Here is a 15,706-nt window from a genome sequence, read left to right on the forward strand (position 1 = left end):
CCCGGAGCGCTGCCCCGACGGTAGAGGTGTGTGACCTGCGTCGCATAGCTCTTTACCGGCCGGTAAATGAGGATCCCTCAGAATTCCCGTCCGGGCTGGTGCGGTGTGCCCCGGAAAGTCCCCCCGCGCGACCGCTCAGGCGGTGGAAGCCGAGGTCACCTTGCCGTGCTTCATGATCGGCTGGTCGCTCCGCGCGCTGTAGTCGCCGAGCGCCCACAGCGCGTTCAGCCGCGGGCACGACGCCGGGCAGGGCGGCGGTGGAGAACCCGGCGAGCCCGGACGGGGTGAGGAGGACCAGTGCCCGGGCGGGCTGCGGAGGCGGACTGCTCGCCCTTGCGCCGGTGGTCCTTCTCGGTCCGGCCGGGACACGGCAGAATGAGGAGGCGCCCCAAGCCGACGCCCCGGTGACCTGACCTCCATGTCGTCGGGTCAGCAGGTCGCCCCGGGGCGGACCCGCTCCCGCTTCACCAGGTAGGCGTCGACCTTCGCGGTGACGCAGGCGTCGCCCCGCCCGTACGCGGTGTGGCCGAGCCCCTCGTACGTCAGCAGCATCCCCTCCGGGAACTGCTCCGCCAGACTCACCGACTCCTCGTACGGGGTGGCCGGATCGCCCGTCGTGCCCACGACCAGGACCGGCGGTACGCCGTCCGCGTCCACCCGGTGCGGGCGCCGGCCGCCGGACGGCCAGTCGCGGCAGGTGAGTTCGGCGGTCACCCCGGCGGTGCCGTAGACCCCGGCGGCCCTGTCGGCGGGGGCGAGGGCGTCCCAGTAGGGGCTCAGGGAGCGGGGGTGGGGGACGTCGAGGCAGTTGACCGCGGTGAGCGCGGCGTCGCTGTTGTCGGCGGGGGTCTGGGGAGTCTCGTCCTCTGCGGCGGTGCTGGGTGTCCAGCCGGCCGTCCTCGTCGGTCTCCAGCAGGCCCAGCGCCCAGTTGGTGTCGGCGCTCATGGCCTGGTCCAGCTGTTCGCGCCCGCGCACGCCGTCGCTGCGCACCGCCAGGACGGCCATCGCGACCAGCCCCGCCGCACTGGTCAGCGCGAACAGCATGGTGATGCGCCGGCGCAGCCTCCGTACGCGAGCCGTCGGCGTCAGCGTGCGGGAGGAGCGGAACGGATGGCGTACGGCCCTCACCGGACGGACTCATCGGCCGCCAGGCGGTAGCCGACGCCGCGCACGGTGTGGACGAGCGGGGGCCCGCCGAGCTTTCGCCGCAGCTGCGAGATCAGCACCTCCAGCACGTTGGACTGCGGCTCCGCCATCTCGTCCCAGCAGCTCTCGATCAGCTCCGCCCGGCCCACCGCCTGGTCGGCGCGCATGGCCAGCACCTCCAGCACCGCGAACTCCCGGCGGGTGAAGGTCAGCAGCACACCCGCCCGGCGCACCTGGCGCCGCGCGGTGTCGATCTCCACATCCCCGACCCGCAACACCGGCGGGCTCACGGCCGGAGCGCGGCGGCACAGGCTGCGCACCCGGGCGACCAGCTCCGGCACGGCGAACGGCTTGACCAGATAGTCGTCACCGCCCCGGGCGAACCCCTCCACCCGGTCGGCGACGGTGTCCCGTGCGGTGAGGAACAGCACCGGAACGGCCCGCCCACCCCGCCGGAGATCCTCCACATAGGCGGCGGCGTCCCCCGAGGGAAGCATCCGGTCGAAGACCGCGCAGTCGTACGCGGTGACGTACAGGGCCTCGTCGGCCTGCGGCAGATCGACGGCCTCGTCGACCGCGAGCCCGGCGGCCCGCAGCGCGGCGGCCACCCCGAACCGGAGGTTGGCGTCGTCCTCGACCAGCAGCACTCTCACGGCGACACCCTAGGCCTGTCCGGCCGGACACGTGAACAAGCGGTTCGTCGCCCTCGCCGGCTGTGCCTGGAGTTCCGAGCGCGACCACCGTGCGGAATTCCATTTCAGCGCACCTTCGAAACAGCGCGGCCAAGGATCCGACAGCTCGCCATCGGCCGGGAATTGCCAGAGCGTGCAGAACACCACCTGGTCGTATCATCCGCAGGTCGCAACGCTGCTCGACCGCATAAGACCCGAACGCACCATCCGGCAGCCGCCGTGCGAAGCCAGGAGGGGCATGTAGAGCGGCGCACAAGTAAAGGCAAGGAGAGCCCTCTCCTTGCCTTTCTCAACATATAGCGCACCGGGGGGCTTGCCACAAGACCCGGGCCACCGCGCAGAATCGTCGGCCTGTGCCCCAACTCGCGAAAGAATCAGGGATGACGATGTGCTGGACAGACGTAGTGCACCTCCATGAGGTCGACGCGACGCGGGTCGCCGTCGTCGGCGGCAAGGGAGCGCACTTGGGCGAGCTGTCCCGGATCGACGGCATCCGCGTGCCGGACGGCTTCTGCGTGACGGCGGACGCCTTCCGGCGGGTGGTGGCGCAGGCACCGTCGATCGACGACCTGCTCGACCGGTTGTGGCGTTCGGACCCGGACGACCGGGAGGCGGTCCGCACGCTCAGCGCGGATATCCGCCGGGCCATCGAGGAGACCGCGATCCCCGGCGACCTCGCGGCGGAGATCGCCGGTGCGCTCGCCCGGCTGGGTGATCGGACCGCCGTCGCCGTCCGGTCCAGTGCGACGGCGGAGGACCTGCCGACGGCTTCGTTCGCCGGCCAGCAGGACACCTGTCTGAACGTCGTCGGGCAGGCAGAGGTGCTCCGGCACGTCAGCCGGTGCTGGGCCTCGCTGTTCACCGAGCGGGCCGTTGCCTACCGCAGCCGGAACGGCATCGACCACCGTACGGTCCACATGGCCGTGGTCGTCCAGCAGATGGTCTTCCCCGAAGCGGCCGGCGTCCTGTTCACGGCCGATCCCCTCTCGGGCAACCGGAGAACGGCCACCGTGGACGCCGGCTTCGGCCTCGGTGAGGCCCTGGTCTCCGGGCTGGTGAATCCGGACGTCTTCACCGTGCGGGACGGCGAAGTCGTCGCCCGGACGATCGCCGCCAAACAGCGCGCCGTTCACGCCCTGCCGGGCGGCGGTACGCAGGAAGTGGCGGTCGACCCGCAGCGGCAGGGGCGGCCGGCGCTGACGGATGCGCAGGCCGTGGAGCTCGTGCGGCTCGGACGGCGGATCGAAGCGCACTTCGGCCGCCCGCAGGACATTGAATGGTGCCTGGCCGACGGTGACTTCCGGATCGTCCAGAGTCGGCCGATCACGACCGTGTTCCCCATCCCCGACGCCGGTGACGAGGACCATCACGTCTATGTCTCCGTCGGCCATCAGCAGATGATGACCGACCCCATGAAACCGCTGGGCCTCTCCCTGTGGCAGCGGACGGCCATGGTGCCGATGCACGAGGCCGGCGGAAGGCTGTTCGTCGACGTCACCCGGCGGCTGGCCTCGCCCGCGTCACGCGCCGCCCTCCTGGACGTGCTGGGAAGAGGCGACCCGCTGGTCAGGGACGCTCTGGAGACCGTCCTCGACCGAGACGGTCTCGTCCTGTCGCTCCCGGACACGGGCCCCGGGGGACCACCGGCCGGGGGTGCGTCCGAGCCCTCGGCCGAGGCCGATCCGGCGATCGTCACGGAGCTGATGGAGCGCAGCCAGGTGTCCGTCGCCGCGTTGGAGCGCGACATCCGGACGACGAGCGGACCGGCGCTGTTCGACTTCCTGCTGGAGGCCTTCGAGGAGCACAAGCGCGTCCTCGGCGATCCGCTGAGCATGCAGGCGATCACGGCGGGCATGGAGGCCACCTGGTGGCTCAACGACAAACTGGGGGAGTGGCTGGGCGAGAAGAACGCGGCCGACACGCTCACGCTCTCCGCCCCCGGCAACATCACCTCGGAGATGGGACTGGACCTGCTCGACGTGGCGGACGTGATCCGCCCGCACCCCGAGGTGGTGGCGTTCCTGAGGGACGTGGAGGACGAGGGCTTCCTGGACGAACTGGCGAAGCTGCCGGGCGGCACCGAAGCGCGCGAGGCGATCGAGGCCTACCTCGACCGGTACGGCGTGCGCTGCGTGGGCGAGATCGACATCACGAGGCCGCGTTGGCGCGAGCGCCCCACCACGCTCATCCCCCTGATCCTCGACAACGTCAGGAATTTCGGGCCGGGCGCCGCCGCACGACGCTTCGAGCAGGGCCGGCAGAAGGCGCGGCAGAAGGAACAGGACGTTCTGTCGCGCCTGCGCGCCCTGCCGGACGGCGACCGGAGAGCGGACGAGGCCAAGCGGAAGATCGACCAGGTCAGAGCCTTCGCCGGATACCGGGAGTATCCGAAGTACGGCATCGTCAGCCGCTACTTCATCTACAGACAGGCCCTCCTGGAGGAGGGCGAGCGCCTGGTTCAGGCCCACGTGCTGTCCGAGACGGAGGACATCTTCTACCTGACGTTCCAGGAGCTCCACGACGTCGTGCGCTCGCACCGGGCGGATGACCGGCTCATCCAGCAGCGCAAGGACGCGTTCCGGTCGTACCACGCGCTCACACCGCCCCGGGTGCTCACCTCGGACGGCGAGTCCGTCACCGGCGCGTACCGGCGTGAGGACGTACCGGCCGGGGCCCTGGCCGGCCTGGCGGTCTCCGCCGGGACTGCCGAGGGGAGGGCCCGCGTCATCCTGGACCTGGCGGACGCCGACCTCGAAGCGGGCGACATCCTGGTCACGAGGTTCACCGATCCCAGCTGGTCGCCGCTGTTCGTCGGCATCGCGGGCCTGGTGACGGAGGTGGGCGGCCTGATGACCCACGGCGCGGTGATCGCCCGGGAATACGGACTGCCCGCCGTCGTCGGCGTGGAGCAGGCCACCCGGCTGATCCGGGACGGGCAGCGGATCCGCGTGCACGGGACCGACGGGTACGTCGAGGTCCTGCCCTGACCGCACCACGCCGACGGCGGTGCGCAGTTCACCGGTACGCATAGGGACCGGACGCTGCCAGGCGGCGGGCGACAGGGTCCCCGCCCCCGTACGGGCCCAGGTCAGCGGCGGGCCAGGACGCGTACGCCGTCGGCCGGGGGCAGGTAGGGCAGACCGAAGTAGGCGAAGAGCGCCGGCTCGTCCTCGGCGGGCAGGACGTCGTCCGTCCCGATCGACGGGCCGTCCTTCACCTTGGCCTTGTCGTGGGCGACCTTCACGTAGTCCGGGCCGGCGACCGCCTCCGCCAGCGGTACGAAGACCAGCCGGTGGCGGGTGGGCAGGCCCACCACCACGGTTGCGAACGCCGGGGCGTCCGTCCCCGTGTCGACGTAGACGGACTCCAGGGATCCGATCCTGCGCCCCTCGGCGTCGACGACGTCACGCGTACGCCACTCACGGATGTCTGCGGTCTCGATCACGGTGGAACTCCTCGGGCTCGGCCAGGTCTTACGTGGCGGTCTGGGCGGGTCGGCCAGGTGGCCGCCCTCGCAGGGGCGCCTCCCGGCTCTCCCCTCACCTGCCCCGCGACCTCTCCCGTCAGCGCGGCCCGCACCGGTGGATTCGCTCAGGCCGCCGCGGCGCCCGGCACCCGCCCGTCGGGAAGGAACAGCACCGAGTTGATGTACCGGGTGCCCTGCGGGACGAACGCCCTGCGCAGCAGCCCCTGATGGACGAGGTGTTCCGTCCGCGCCTGGTGGGCCGGCAGGTCGAAGCCGGCCAGGGGGACCCAGCGCCGTGCGGACAGGACCCACCCCGCGTACCCCTGACCGGTGAGCAGGGTGATCGCCGGTCCGATCGGGCCGAGCCGGCTCTCCAGCTCGACGAGCAGCGCCGGCCGGTCCCGCCGCAGCAGCTCCGCCGCACCCCGCAGGGCGGCCACCTCCGCGCCGTCGACGTCCATCTTCACGAAGCCGACGCCTCGCAGGCCCAGGCCGTCGATGGTGAGGGACTCCACCTCGACGCAGTGCGCGTGGATGTCACGGCGTTCCAGCGAGGAGACCCCGCGGTCGCCCTCGTCGCCCTCCGGCAACCAGAGCTGGACCGTGGAGCCCTCGTGGTCCGTCGCCGCGGCCTGCACCACCCGGACGTTCGACGGCAGCGTACGGCGCAGATGGTCGGCGAGGTGGGGTACGGGCTCCACCGTGACGACCTCGGCGCAGCGCCGGGCGAGCCGGCGCGACCAGGGCCCGTACCAGCCGCCGATGTCCACGGCGGTGGAGCCGGGCGGGCAGAAGTCGGAGAGCCGGCGCAGCTCCGGTTCGAAGCGCGGGTACAGGGCGACGGCGGCGGCGGCGACCAGGCCCGTGGGCAGCCGGGACGCCACCGCCGCGGCGAACGTCGTCACGCGGCCGAGGCCTTCAGGTGCGCCAGGTATCTCTCGTGGGCGTCGGCGTCGACCTTGCGGCCCGAGGAGGGCAGCAGCTGCGGGATGCCGTCCAGGATGGGATAACTCAGGCGCAGCCGGGGGTTGTAGAGCGCCTCCTCATCGGTCAGCAGGGCCAGCGGGCCCTTGTCGAGCGGGCAGGCCAGGATGGCGAGCAGCGGGTCATCGGGGTTCATGGAGACTCCCTCGGTCGTGAGGTGGGGCGGGGAACGTGGGTCGTGGAGGTGGTCAGGACGGGGCTGCCCGCCGGGGGAGGGTCATGGCGCGGCATGGCCAGCAGGACGGTGAGGGCCAGCGCCGTGCCGGCCAGCCGCAGGGTCAGCAGCAGCGGGTCGTCGGGGAGGGACTCGCCGAAGGCGAGCGTCCCGAGGACCGCGGTGAACAGGCAGGTCACCGTGGTGCACACGGGCACGATGAGGGAGGCCCGGCAGCGCTGCAGGGCTGTCTGGGACATGATGAGACCGGCCACGGCGGTGAAGAGCAGCAGATACGGGTAGGGCGAGCCGAACAGCGACCGGGCCGCCTCCCCGAGGTCCGTGGTGGTCAGCCGGCTGGAGGTGCCCTTCACGGCCAGGGAGCTGACGCCGTACAGCAGCCCGACCGCCACCCCGTAGCCGATGCCGCTGGTCGGCACCCGGTGGCGCTTGTTCGCCCGGCTCTCCACCCGGACGTAGAGCCAGACGCCCGCCGCCAGCGCCGGGACGCAGACCACGAGCACCAGCATCCAGGGGGCGCCGGAGCTCACCTGGTCCTCGCCCTCGCGCACCGAGGCGACGACCATGAGCAGCGCCACCAGGACGCCGCCCAGGGCGTAGCGTTCGCGGCCGGTCGACTCCTCGCCGAGGACGGTCGAGGAGAGCAGGAGGAGGAGCACCAGGCCGGACACGAAGATGCCCTGCGCCGCCGCTATCGGCAGTGCCCGGTAGACGATCAGCTGCGCCGCGAAACCGGCCGCCAGCGACAGCGCGCCCAGGATCCACAGGGGGCTGGTGAGCAGGACGAGGATCACGCGCAGCGGCTTGCCGGCGGAGAGCGCGGGCAGGTTGCCCAGGGCCCGCTTCTCCACCACGAACCCCACGCTGTACAGCAGGTTGGCCACCAGCGCGGCTCCCACACCCCACCACATCGCGCTATCGCCGCCGCGCGTGGGCCAGCAGGATGGATGCCGCACCCGGCACCGCGCACGCCGCCCTGTCCACCAGCCGCAGCGGACGCGGCACGCCGTGGAAGGGGGCGCCCGTGATCTTCACGTCCTCGAAGCCGGAGGCCGTCAGGAAGGAGCGCAGCGCACGGGCGGTGTAGAGCCGGAGGTGGCCCACCACCTCGGAGCCGGGGCGGCCGTGGATCCCGCGCAGGCTGACCTCGGAGAACACCGGCTGCACCCCGGCCAGCAGCAGCGCCCGGTTGTACCAGGCGGCCAGGTTCGGGGTGGACAGCATGAGGTGGCCGCCGGGCTTCAGGATGCGCCGCAGCTCGTCCAGCGCCTGGTCCGGGTCGACGAGGTGCTCCACGATCTCGCTGAACAGCACCGCGTCCGCGCACCCGTCGGCGAGCGGCAGCCCGCCGTGCTCCAGTTCGCCCCGGACCACCGAGCCCATCCGGGGACGGGCCCGGCGCAGCGCGTCCTGCGACCAGTCGACGCCGATCAGCCGGTGCCCGGTGAGGATCGGCGCGGCGGTGGCGGCGGCCGACCCGTCGCCGCACCCCACGTCCACGATGACCTGGCCCGGCGCGTCCAGGGCGTCGGCCAGCAGCCGCGCCTGGCGTCGGCTGCGCCCGTCACCGGACGCCACGGGGACGGCCGGGTTCTCGTAGAAGTCCCGCAGCCCGGGAGGGGGAGCGGAGACAGGGGCGTCGGCCCCCTGCGAGAGGGGCGCGGTGCCGGTCATGGGGCCTCCGGGGATGTCGCGGCCAGATGACGGGTGAACAGGCCGAGCAGCGTCTCGCCGTCCGCGTCGCCCAGCAGGGTCCGCGACCAGCGCAGGGCCAGGTGCAGCCGGCCGTTCGTGGACGCGGTGGTGAACGTCAGCCCCCTCGGCAGCCGGGCCGGCGCGGAGATCCACAGGGCGCTGGACCTCCCCGCGTCGCCGAAGTCCAAGGGGTAGGGGATCCGGCCGATGTTGCTGAGCAGGGTCGTCGAGGTCCACGGCCCCGCCAGCACCCGCAGCCCCCGGGTGTATGCCGCACGCAGGGCGACCGGCAGCAGCGGGGTGGTCAACAGCGAGGTCGAGCGGCCCAGTTGCGGTCGCGGTTGTGCCTTCAGGGCGCGGGTGCGCTCGGCGGTCAGGCGCAGCAGCCCGGCGATGTCCCTGCCGGACGCCACCTCCGCCGCGTCGAAGCCGACCTCGACCAGCCGGGTGCCGTTGCCGATCGGCATCTCCGGGCCCCGGGTGCGGTCGTCGACCGGCATGGTGATCCGCAGCGGCCGCTCGGCCGCCCCGTGCTGCCGGTTCCAGGCGGCCACCGTCAGGGCGGTGGCCACCATCAGCTGGTCGTTCACCGTGTAGGGCGCGCCCGGCTCCCGCCGGGGCACCGGCAGTTCGGCCAGCAGCTGCCCGTTGCCCGGCGCCGCCCCCGGGCTGCCCGCCGCCACCCGGGCCGGCCGGGTGAGGGCGGAGGGCCCGGAATGCCGGGGCGGTGGTGCGGAGGCCGGACGGGCCGGGGCGGACGGCTCGGGAGCGGACCGTCCGCTGTAGATCTCGGCGGCCGTCGCCGCCAGCCGCAGACAGGCGGGCCCGTCCAGCGCGGTGTGGTGCACGGTGAAGACCAGCACACACCCCTCCCTGCCGGGCTCCTCGACCACCTCGACCCGCAGCGGAGGGGAGAGGGTGAGCGGCGGGGCGAGGCCGAGGGACGCCGCCCGCGCCCGGTCGAGTGCCCCGGGCGCGGACGGCGGGAAGGTGACCGGGTCCCGGTCCGGAGCGTCCGTCAGCTCCCACTCGTACCGCCGCGCGAGGGGGCCGCGCGGCCGCTCCCGCATCAGCGCCCGCGGATACCGCGCCAGCGACGCGGCGAACGCGGCGCGCAGCCGGTCCTCCTCCACCCGGCCGGGCAGATGGATCTCGATGTGGATCGTGCTCGGCTCGGCGTCCTGCGCGCAGTGCCGGTCCACCTCGTCGACGACGGGGAACGGCACCCGGGGCAGCCGCCCGGCCGCGTACGGCCGGGCGGGATGCGTGGCGGTCATCCGATGGGTCCTCCGCTGCCGGGTGGTGCCGTGGGGCCGCCCGGACCGCGCGCGGGCGGGTCGGTGTGCGGCCTCTTGGCGTCGGCGGAGAGGGTCCGGCCGGACGGCTGCGCCGCCTGCTGCGGGATCGTCGGGTCCCCGTCCCCGTCGCCGGCTGTCGCGGCCACGGGCTCCGTAGTCCGGACGGCCCGTCGCCTGCCCCTGCTCGGGGCGGACCCGACCGTGACCAGCGCGGCGAACAGGGCGATCAGCGCGAGGAGTTGAGCCGTACCCCCGAAGGCGCCCTTCCCGATGGCGGTGAACTCTCCGGTGCTGACGGCCACGACCAACCCGGCCCCGGCCATCGCCGCGAAGGCGACCGGCGCCAGCAACGACGGGCGGGAGTGGGCGAGTACGGCGAGCACGGGCACCACCAGGGCGACCGGTCCCGCGATGACGATGCCCACCAGGGTCAGCGCCACGGTGCCCAGGATCAGGCCGGGAGCCGGCGGCACCGACTCAGCCGCGTACGGACCCTCGTACGCACTCTCGTGCGACCCCTCCGACGGGCCGGAGCCCCGGCGGCGTACGAAGGCGAGCCCCACCAGGACCAGGAACAGCACCCCGGCCCCGATCAGCCCGGCCCGGTAGATCAGCGCGGGCTCGTACTCCAGGGTGACCGTGCCACCCTCGCCCTCGGGGACCAGCCACGCCTGCTGCCAGCCGTCGGTCCGCAGCGGCGTCAGCTCCTTGCCGTCCAGCGTGGCCTTCCAGCCCTTGTTGTGGTTCTCGTGGAGCTGGAGGTACGAGGCCTCTCCGGCGCCGACCGTCAGCGTGCGCCGGTCACCGTCGCTCTTCTTGACGTCGACCGTCCGGGCGGTGGCCTGCGGGGCCTTCGTCTCTCCGGTGGACAGCGTGACGTCGGTGATGGCCAGCGGACCGGCGTCGCCGGCCTCCACGGTGTGGGTCGACGCGCCCAGCTCCACCTCGGACCGCTCGGAGCAGAGCGAGACGGCGATGGGCCGACGCTGTGTCAGGTCCCTGATCCGGCCCTCGGCCCTGGTCTCCATCAGCGTGCCGCCGACGGAGAGGACCGGCCCCTGACCGCAGGGCAGGCTGAACTTCTTCTCCGGAGCGGGCTGCGGCGAGCGGAACTTGTCCAGCGCCGGGATGTAGACCTCGCTCAGTCCGACCGGCAGCTGCAACTGGCCGCCGGCGAAAGGGTTGTGCACGGTGAGCGGTGCCTGGCGCGAGATGGTGATGTCCATCTTGTCGGTGGTGATGGGCGAGAAGCGGGCCATGCCGTTCTCGTCCGCCGCCGCCACCGCCGTGCCGTCCGGCGAGCTGATCTGGACCTGTTCGGGCCGGGTGGAGATCCCGCCGGCCGCCGCGAACACGATCTCGCCGATCTGGGTCTTCTCCGGCCAGGACAGATGGAGTACGGGACGGTCGCCCGCGATCCACGCGGTGGTGAGGTCGCCGTCCGTCAGGTTGCGCGCGCTGAGGCTGGTGCCGAGGCGGGCCGTCGAGTCGGCGCTGACCAGGATCTTGTCGCGCTTGCCCGTCAGGTCGAACAACAGCTTGTCCAGCGCCTCGCCCGGCACGGGCACCGCGCTCGCGGCGACCGTGTACCGGCCGGCCTGCCCCACCGTGAACTGGCGGTGCAGCCCGGTCTCCGCGGCCACGGCGGAGAGCCCGCCCGGGTCGCTGCCGCGCTTGAGCGAGTAGACCGTCGAGTCGGCGCCCTCACGCGGTGCGTCGGAGGGCAACTCCAGCATCCGGGTGACCTGCACCCCGGGGACGGCGATGTCGGTGAACCCGGCGCCGGTCAGACCGGGGCGTCCCTGCTGGGACTTGAGGATCGTCACCTTCAGCCACGAGGCCGGCCCGGCGGGCGCGGCCACCTCCTGCGGGGAGCCGTCGGGGCGGATCGGGCTGTCCTTGTGGCCGCGGTCCGTCTCGACGCGCACCTCGGTCGCCGCCGCCCGGACGTTGCCGCTGGGCAGCGGGGTGAGCCGCAACGAGCCCGGAAGCTCCTGCGCACCGGAGAAGTCGATCCGTACCCACTCGCCCTTCGGGGAGGCCGCGGAGCCCTCCGCCCAGGCGGTGTCCGGATTGCCGTCGAAAGCGTTGGCCGGGTCGTACTGCGGCAGATGGAACAGCCAGTTGCCGATGGACGACGCACTCACCGACTTCGCGCCCCGCAGCACCGCCGTGGTCTGGTGCTCCTTCCCTGAAGTCGGCAGGATCTGGCGCGGCGCCGCACCCGGGTCCTGCTCCGACTCGGGCGCGTTGCGCTCGTCGGCCGTATAGGTGTGGGACGTATTGGTGTTGACCAGGCCGAACCGGGTGTCGGCGCGACGGAGTCCGTCGCCCGCCGCGTAGAGCGACGGCTTCCCCACGCCCGGGTGGGCGTCGCCGGCCAGCACGGTGGGCCGGCCTTCCAGGGCGCCGCTCGCGGAGAGCGGGAGCAGGGACTCCGGGCCGCCGCTGACGACGGCGGTCGAGGAGACGGGGGCGATGCCCGCCCGGCCGGGCCGCTCGGTGCCGGTGGGCGGCTCGTAGATCTCCACCGCCTCCTGGCGCGGGTAGAGGCCCTCGATCTGCACGGGCGTGTCGTTGGCTATGCGGCCGCCGGTCATCACCGGTCCGAAGCCGGTGACCCGCTGGTAGCCGGACGCCTCCAGCGTCCGCTTGACCGTGGTGGTGGGGACGTACCCCAGCTGGTCGGGGTCCAGGTCGTTGCGGACCACGACGTAGTGCAGCCCCGCCCGGTTCAGGTACTCGCTCAGCCCGGGCACCTGGCCCCCGGACGTCAGCGCCTGCTCGACCGCGTCCATCGCCCGCCGGTTGCCCGGCGTGCCGAAGGGGACGTAGTCGCGCTGGGCGTACGGCGTGTCGGCCAGCACGTCCAGCGGCTGGTCGATGGTCGAGCCCCAGGTGTAGATGCCGTGCGCGGTGGCGGGGACGACGAGGGCCCGGTCGTCGGCCGAGTTCTCCTTCAGCCAGCCCGCGGCCTTCGACCAGTGGTCCGGGATCTCCTTGAACGAGCCGGGCTGCAGGATCGACCCGTTGACGTACGGCCAGGCCAAGCCGGGCAGCACGAGCACGGCGGCGATCACCGGAGCCAGCCGGCGTGCCCGCACCGGCACCCGCTCGTCGCGGCCGAGCCGCAGCGAGGCCACGGCGGCGATGTGCGCCAGGCCGAGCGCCAGGGCGAGGGCCAGACCGGTCTGGAACTTGTAGATGTTCCGGAACGGCACCAGCCAGGTGTCCAGCCACTCCTGCACGGTCCCGTGGAAGAGACCGCCCAGCGCACCGCCGTACCCGGCGAGCGTGACGAGCGCGACGGACAGCACGGTCAGCACCAGCCAGCGGCGCTCCGGCAGATCGCGCCGCGCCAGACCGGCCAGCCCCAGGGCGGCGGCCAGCGCCGAGCCCAGGATGGTGACGGTCGCCGTGGCGACGGTCCACCCGGCGGGCAGCCACGGCTCGCCGAAGTTCAGATAGCCGACCCAGTTGCCCGCGCCGCGCAGCACCTCGGTCGCCGACATGGTCGTCGTCGTGGTGTACGACGATTCCACGTACGGCATGAAGTTCTCACCGAAGGTGCCCAGCAGCAGCAGCGGAACGATCCACCAGGCGGTCGCGAGGATCACGCCCGGGATCCACCAGAGCAGCAGCGCCCGCTTGCGCGGACCGGCCGGCCGGGACAGCAGATAGAGCCCGACAGGCAGCAGCGAGGCCAGCGTCGACGCCGCGTTCACCCCGCCCATCAGCGGGATCAGCAGCGCGGAACGGGCCGCGGCGATCCGCGGCGCGAGCCGCGGGTCCGTCAGCGGCAGCAGCACCCACGGCAGCAGCGCGCCGGGCAGGGCGGCGGCGGAGGTCGAGCCGACGACGATGGTGTACGTCGGCCACAGCGCGTACACGAGCGCGCCGAGCAGCCGGGTGGCCGAGGAGCCCACGCGCAGCCGCTCCGCCAGCCGCAGCGCGCCCCAGAAGGCGGCCGCCACGATCAGCGAGAGCCACAGCCGCTCGGCGAGCCAGGTCGGCACCCGCAGCAGATCGGCCAGGCCGTAGTACGGCAGCATCGGCACGAGGTAGCCGATGTACTGGTCGGTGATCCCGCCGAAGCCGGACCTGCTGTGCCACAGCTCGCCCAGGTCGCCGAGGAACCGCCCGGGATCCACGACGACCCCGAGCTTGGTGTCGAAGGTCATGCGTCCCGGCGACACCGCCAGGAACGCCACGAACACCGTGGCCCAGAACCCCAGCAGCCAACGCCGCGAACGGGGCGCCGCCGGTTCTTCGACCGGTCTGCCGGGCGGTGGGTCGCCGCCGTCCGGGGCCTGGTGGGGTGGGAGGTGGACTGCGCTGGTCATGAACACCGCCGGAGAATGAGGAGGAGGTTCCAGGTGGCGAATTCCCGCAGTCCGGGCACCCGGGTAACGAGTTCGGGCAGGACCGGCCAGTACCGCGACCGCGCGGACACCACGTCCACGTCGGTGCGGCCCCGCACATGGCGCAGCGTCGGGCCGACGCCGATCCTGAAGAGGTTCTCGCCGAGGCGGTGCTTGGCCGGGTGGCCCGTGCGCCGCTCGTAGCGGGCGCGGGCGCGCTCGGCGCCGGCGTAGTGCCAGGGGGCCCACTCGTGGCCGCCCCACGGCGAGTACCAGTTGGTGAACGAGACGTAGATCAGCCCGCCGGGACGGGTGACGCGCGCCATCTCGCTGATGAAGGTGTGCGGGTCCGCGACGTGTTCCAGCACGTTGGAGGAGAAGGCGACGTCGGCCGCCCCGTCCGCCAGGGGCAGCAGATAGCCGTCGGCGACGACCGTGTCCCGCGGCCCCTCGGCCGGCCTGGTGCGCAGCTCACCGCGGTCCGGCTCGAAGAGATAGCTCTGCGCGCCGCGCCGCCGGAACTCCCGGGTGAAGTAGCCGTCGCCACCGCCGACGTCGACGATGACCTTCCCTTGCAGCGGTACGTACCGCTCGACCTGGTCCGCCGCGTCCCTGGCCAGCAGGGTGTACACGGTGACCGGGTCCTCCTCCTCGCGGAGGAAGGCGCGGAACAGGGTGAGGGAGCGGCGGAAGGACGGGTCTTTCACGAGCGGGCACCCGTCGGCCAGGACCGCGTACCGCTGATCGCCTCGGCGGCCACGGCCTCCAGCTGGGTCACACTGCTGCTCCACCGGTAGGCGGCGGCCCGCTCGCGCGCCGCCTTGCCCATCGCCTCGCGGCGCTCCTCGTCGAGCGCCAGCGCGCACCAGGCCGCGGCGAAGGACGACTCGCCCCGGGCGAGGATGCCCGTGACCCCGTCCTCGACGGAGTCGCGCAGTCCGGGGACGTCGAAGCCGAGGGTCGGCGTCGACCGGGTCCCGGCCTCCGTGACGACCAGTCCCCACCCCTCGACGGCCGCCGGGTGCAGCAGCATCCAGGACGCGCACAGCAGCCGGTGCTTCTCCGCCTCGGACACATGCCCGGCGAACTCCACATCCAGGCCGGCGAGCCGCTCCAGCTTCTCCCGCTCGGGACCGTCACCGACGATCACGAGGCGGCCACCGGTGACCGGCCGTACCCGCTCCCAGAGCTGGAGCAGCAGGTCGATGCGCTTGTAGTCGACCAGCCGGCCGAGCGCCAGGAAGAGCGGGGTCGCGGACCGTTCGCTCTGCGGCAGCGGATCCTGGACGCCGTTGTTCACCAGCCGTATCCGCTCGTCCGGAACGCCCAGCTCCCGCAGGGCGCCCGCGGTGGACGGCGAAACGGCGATCATCAGATGGTCCCGGTAGGCCCGGGACAGGGCCCAGTGTTCGAGCTGTCGCCCGGCGCGGGCCACCGGCGCCGGGAACCTCATCTCCCACAGATCGGTGTGGACGTGGTTGACCAGGCACACGGTCGGACCGCGGTGCCACAGGGGCGCCAGGTACGGCATGCCGTTGCAGACCTCGATCAGCAGGTCACAGCTGCCGACCTGCCGGGCGAACGCGGAGCGCGCGCCGAGGTAGTGCCCCAGCTGGGAGCCCGCGGAGACGACCCGGTAGGGCCGGCGCGCGGCCTGTCCGCCGCAGAGGAGGGTGACGTCGTGGCCCCGTTCGGTGAGGCCGAGGGCGAGCTGGTCGATGAGCAGCTCGGAGCCGCCCGCGGCCGGGTTGCCCAGGTCGCGGTGGGCGAGGAAGACGATGCGTCTCGGGGAGGCGGGAATCCTGGGGGAGACCGGGCCCTGACCCTGCGGCGCGGCTGCGGGAAGCAGCGGGGGAGGTACGTGCTGGGGCATGGGTGCTCCAACTCG

General features: G+C 73.0%; 12 protein-coding genes. 1 reads left to right on the forward strand and 11 read right to left on the reverse strand.

Annotated features, from left to right (window positions below; genetic code table 11):
- Positions 1 to 429 precede the first annotated feature (429 nt).
- Positions 430 to 780, reverse strand: a complete 351-nt coding sequence (locus tag ABZ154_RS05545) for an alpha/beta hydrolase (protein ID WP_356829415.1) — start codon at positions 778 to 780, stop codon at positions 430 to 432.
- Positions 781 to 1,125: 345 nt separating this feature from the next.
- The gene (locus ABZ154_RS05550; RefSeq protein WP_356829417.1) at positions 1,126 to 1,794 is read right to left on the reverse strand and encodes a response regulator transcription factor; all 669 of its coding nucleotides are present in this window, start codon (positions 1,792 to 1,794) and stop codon (positions 1,126 to 1,128) included.
- A 425-nt stretch (positions 1,795 to 2,219) separates the two neighbouring features.
- Here ABZ154_RS05550 and rph point away from each other — a divergent pair, with 425 nt between their 5' ends.
- Positions 2,220 to 4,826 (forward strand): rifamycin-inactivating phosphotransferase, encoded by a 2,607-nt coding sequence (rph, locus tag ABZ154_RS05555; protein WP_356829308.1) that lies wholly within the window; start codon positions 2,220 to 2,222, stop codon positions 4,824 to 4,826.
- 101 nt (positions 4,827 to 4,927) lie between these two features.
- On the opposite strand, the gene ABZ154_RS05560 is transcribed toward rph, so the two are convergent.
- The 9 genes from ABZ154_RS05560 to ABZ154_RS05600 form a co-directional block, all read right to left on the reverse strand.
- Complete coding sequence (locus ABZ154_RS05560; RefSeq protein ID WP_356829310.1) at positions 4,928 to 5,284, reverse strand: PRC-barrel domain-containing protein; 357 nt, start codon at positions 5,282 to 5,284, stop codon at positions 4,928 to 4,930.
- A 146-nt stretch (positions 5,285 to 5,430) separates the two neighbouring features.
- Positions 5,431 to 6,210 (reverse strand): FkbM family methyltransferase, encoded by a 780-nt coding sequence (locus ABZ154_RS05565; RefSeq protein ID WP_356829312.1) that lies wholly within the window; start codon positions 6,208 to 6,210, stop codon positions 5,431 to 5,433.
- Positions 6,207 to 6,425, reverse strand: coding sequence for a Trm112 family protein (locus tag ABZ154_RS05570; protein ID WP_151509009.1), 219 nt, complete (start codon positions 6,423 to 6,425; stop codon positions 6,207 to 6,209). The genes ABZ154_RS05565 and ABZ154_RS05570 overlap by 4 nt, the downstream gene beginning before the upstream one ends.
- Positions 6,422 to 7,375: a hypothetical protein gene (locus ABZ154_RS05575; RefSeq protein ID WP_356829314.1), complete on the reverse strand. Its 954-nt coding sequence runs from the start codon at positions 7,373 to 7,375 to the stop codon at positions 6,422 to 6,424. Before ABZ154_RS05575 ends, ABZ154_RS05570 begins: the two co-directional genes overlap by 4 nt.
- A gap of 4 nt (positions 7,376 to 7,379) precedes the next feature.
- The gene (locus ABZ154_RS05580) at positions 7,380 to 8,138 is read right to left on the reverse strand and encodes a class I SAM-dependent methyltransferase (RefSeq protein ID WP_356829316.1); all 759 of its coding nucleotides are present in this window, start codon (positions 8,136 to 8,138) and stop codon (positions 7,380 to 7,382) included.
- Positions 8,135 to 9,436 (reverse strand): condensation protein, encoded by a 1,302-nt coding sequence (locus ABZ154_RS05585; protein WP_356829318.1) that lies wholly within the window; start codon positions 9,434 to 9,436, stop codon positions 8,135 to 8,137. Before ABZ154_RS05585 ends, ABZ154_RS05580 begins: the two co-directional genes overlap by 4 nt.
- The gene (locus ABZ154_RS05590) at positions 9,433 to 13,800 is read right to left on the reverse strand and encodes an alpha-(1->3)-arabinofuranosyltransferase family protein (RefSeq protein ID WP_356829320.1); all 4,368 of its coding nucleotides are present in this window, start codon (positions 13,798 to 13,800) and stop codon (positions 9,433 to 9,435) included. Before ABZ154_RS05590 ends, ABZ154_RS05585 begins: the two co-directional genes overlap by 4 nt.
- Positions 13,797 to 14,525: a class I SAM-dependent methyltransferase gene (locus tag ABZ154_RS05595; RefSeq protein ID WP_356829322.1), complete on the reverse strand. Its 729-nt coding sequence runs from the start codon at positions 14,523 to 14,525 to the stop codon at positions 13,797 to 13,799. Before ABZ154_RS05595 ends, ABZ154_RS05590 begins: the two co-directional genes overlap by 4 nt.
- Positions 14,522 to 15,691: a glycosyltransferase family 4 protein gene (locus ABZ154_RS05600; protein ID WP_356829324.1), complete on the reverse strand. Its 1,170-nt coding sequence runs from the start codon at positions 15,689 to 15,691 to the stop codon at positions 14,522 to 14,524. Before ABZ154_RS05600 ends, ABZ154_RS05595 begins: the two co-directional genes overlap by 4 nt.
- Positions 15,692 to 15,706: the final 15 nt, after the last annotated feature.

The sequence above is a fragment of the Streptomyces sp. NPDC006261 genome (assembly GCF_040613515.1).
Taxonomy (GTDB): Bacteria; Actinomycetota; Actinomycetes; order Streptomycetales; family Streptomycetaceae; genus Streptomyces.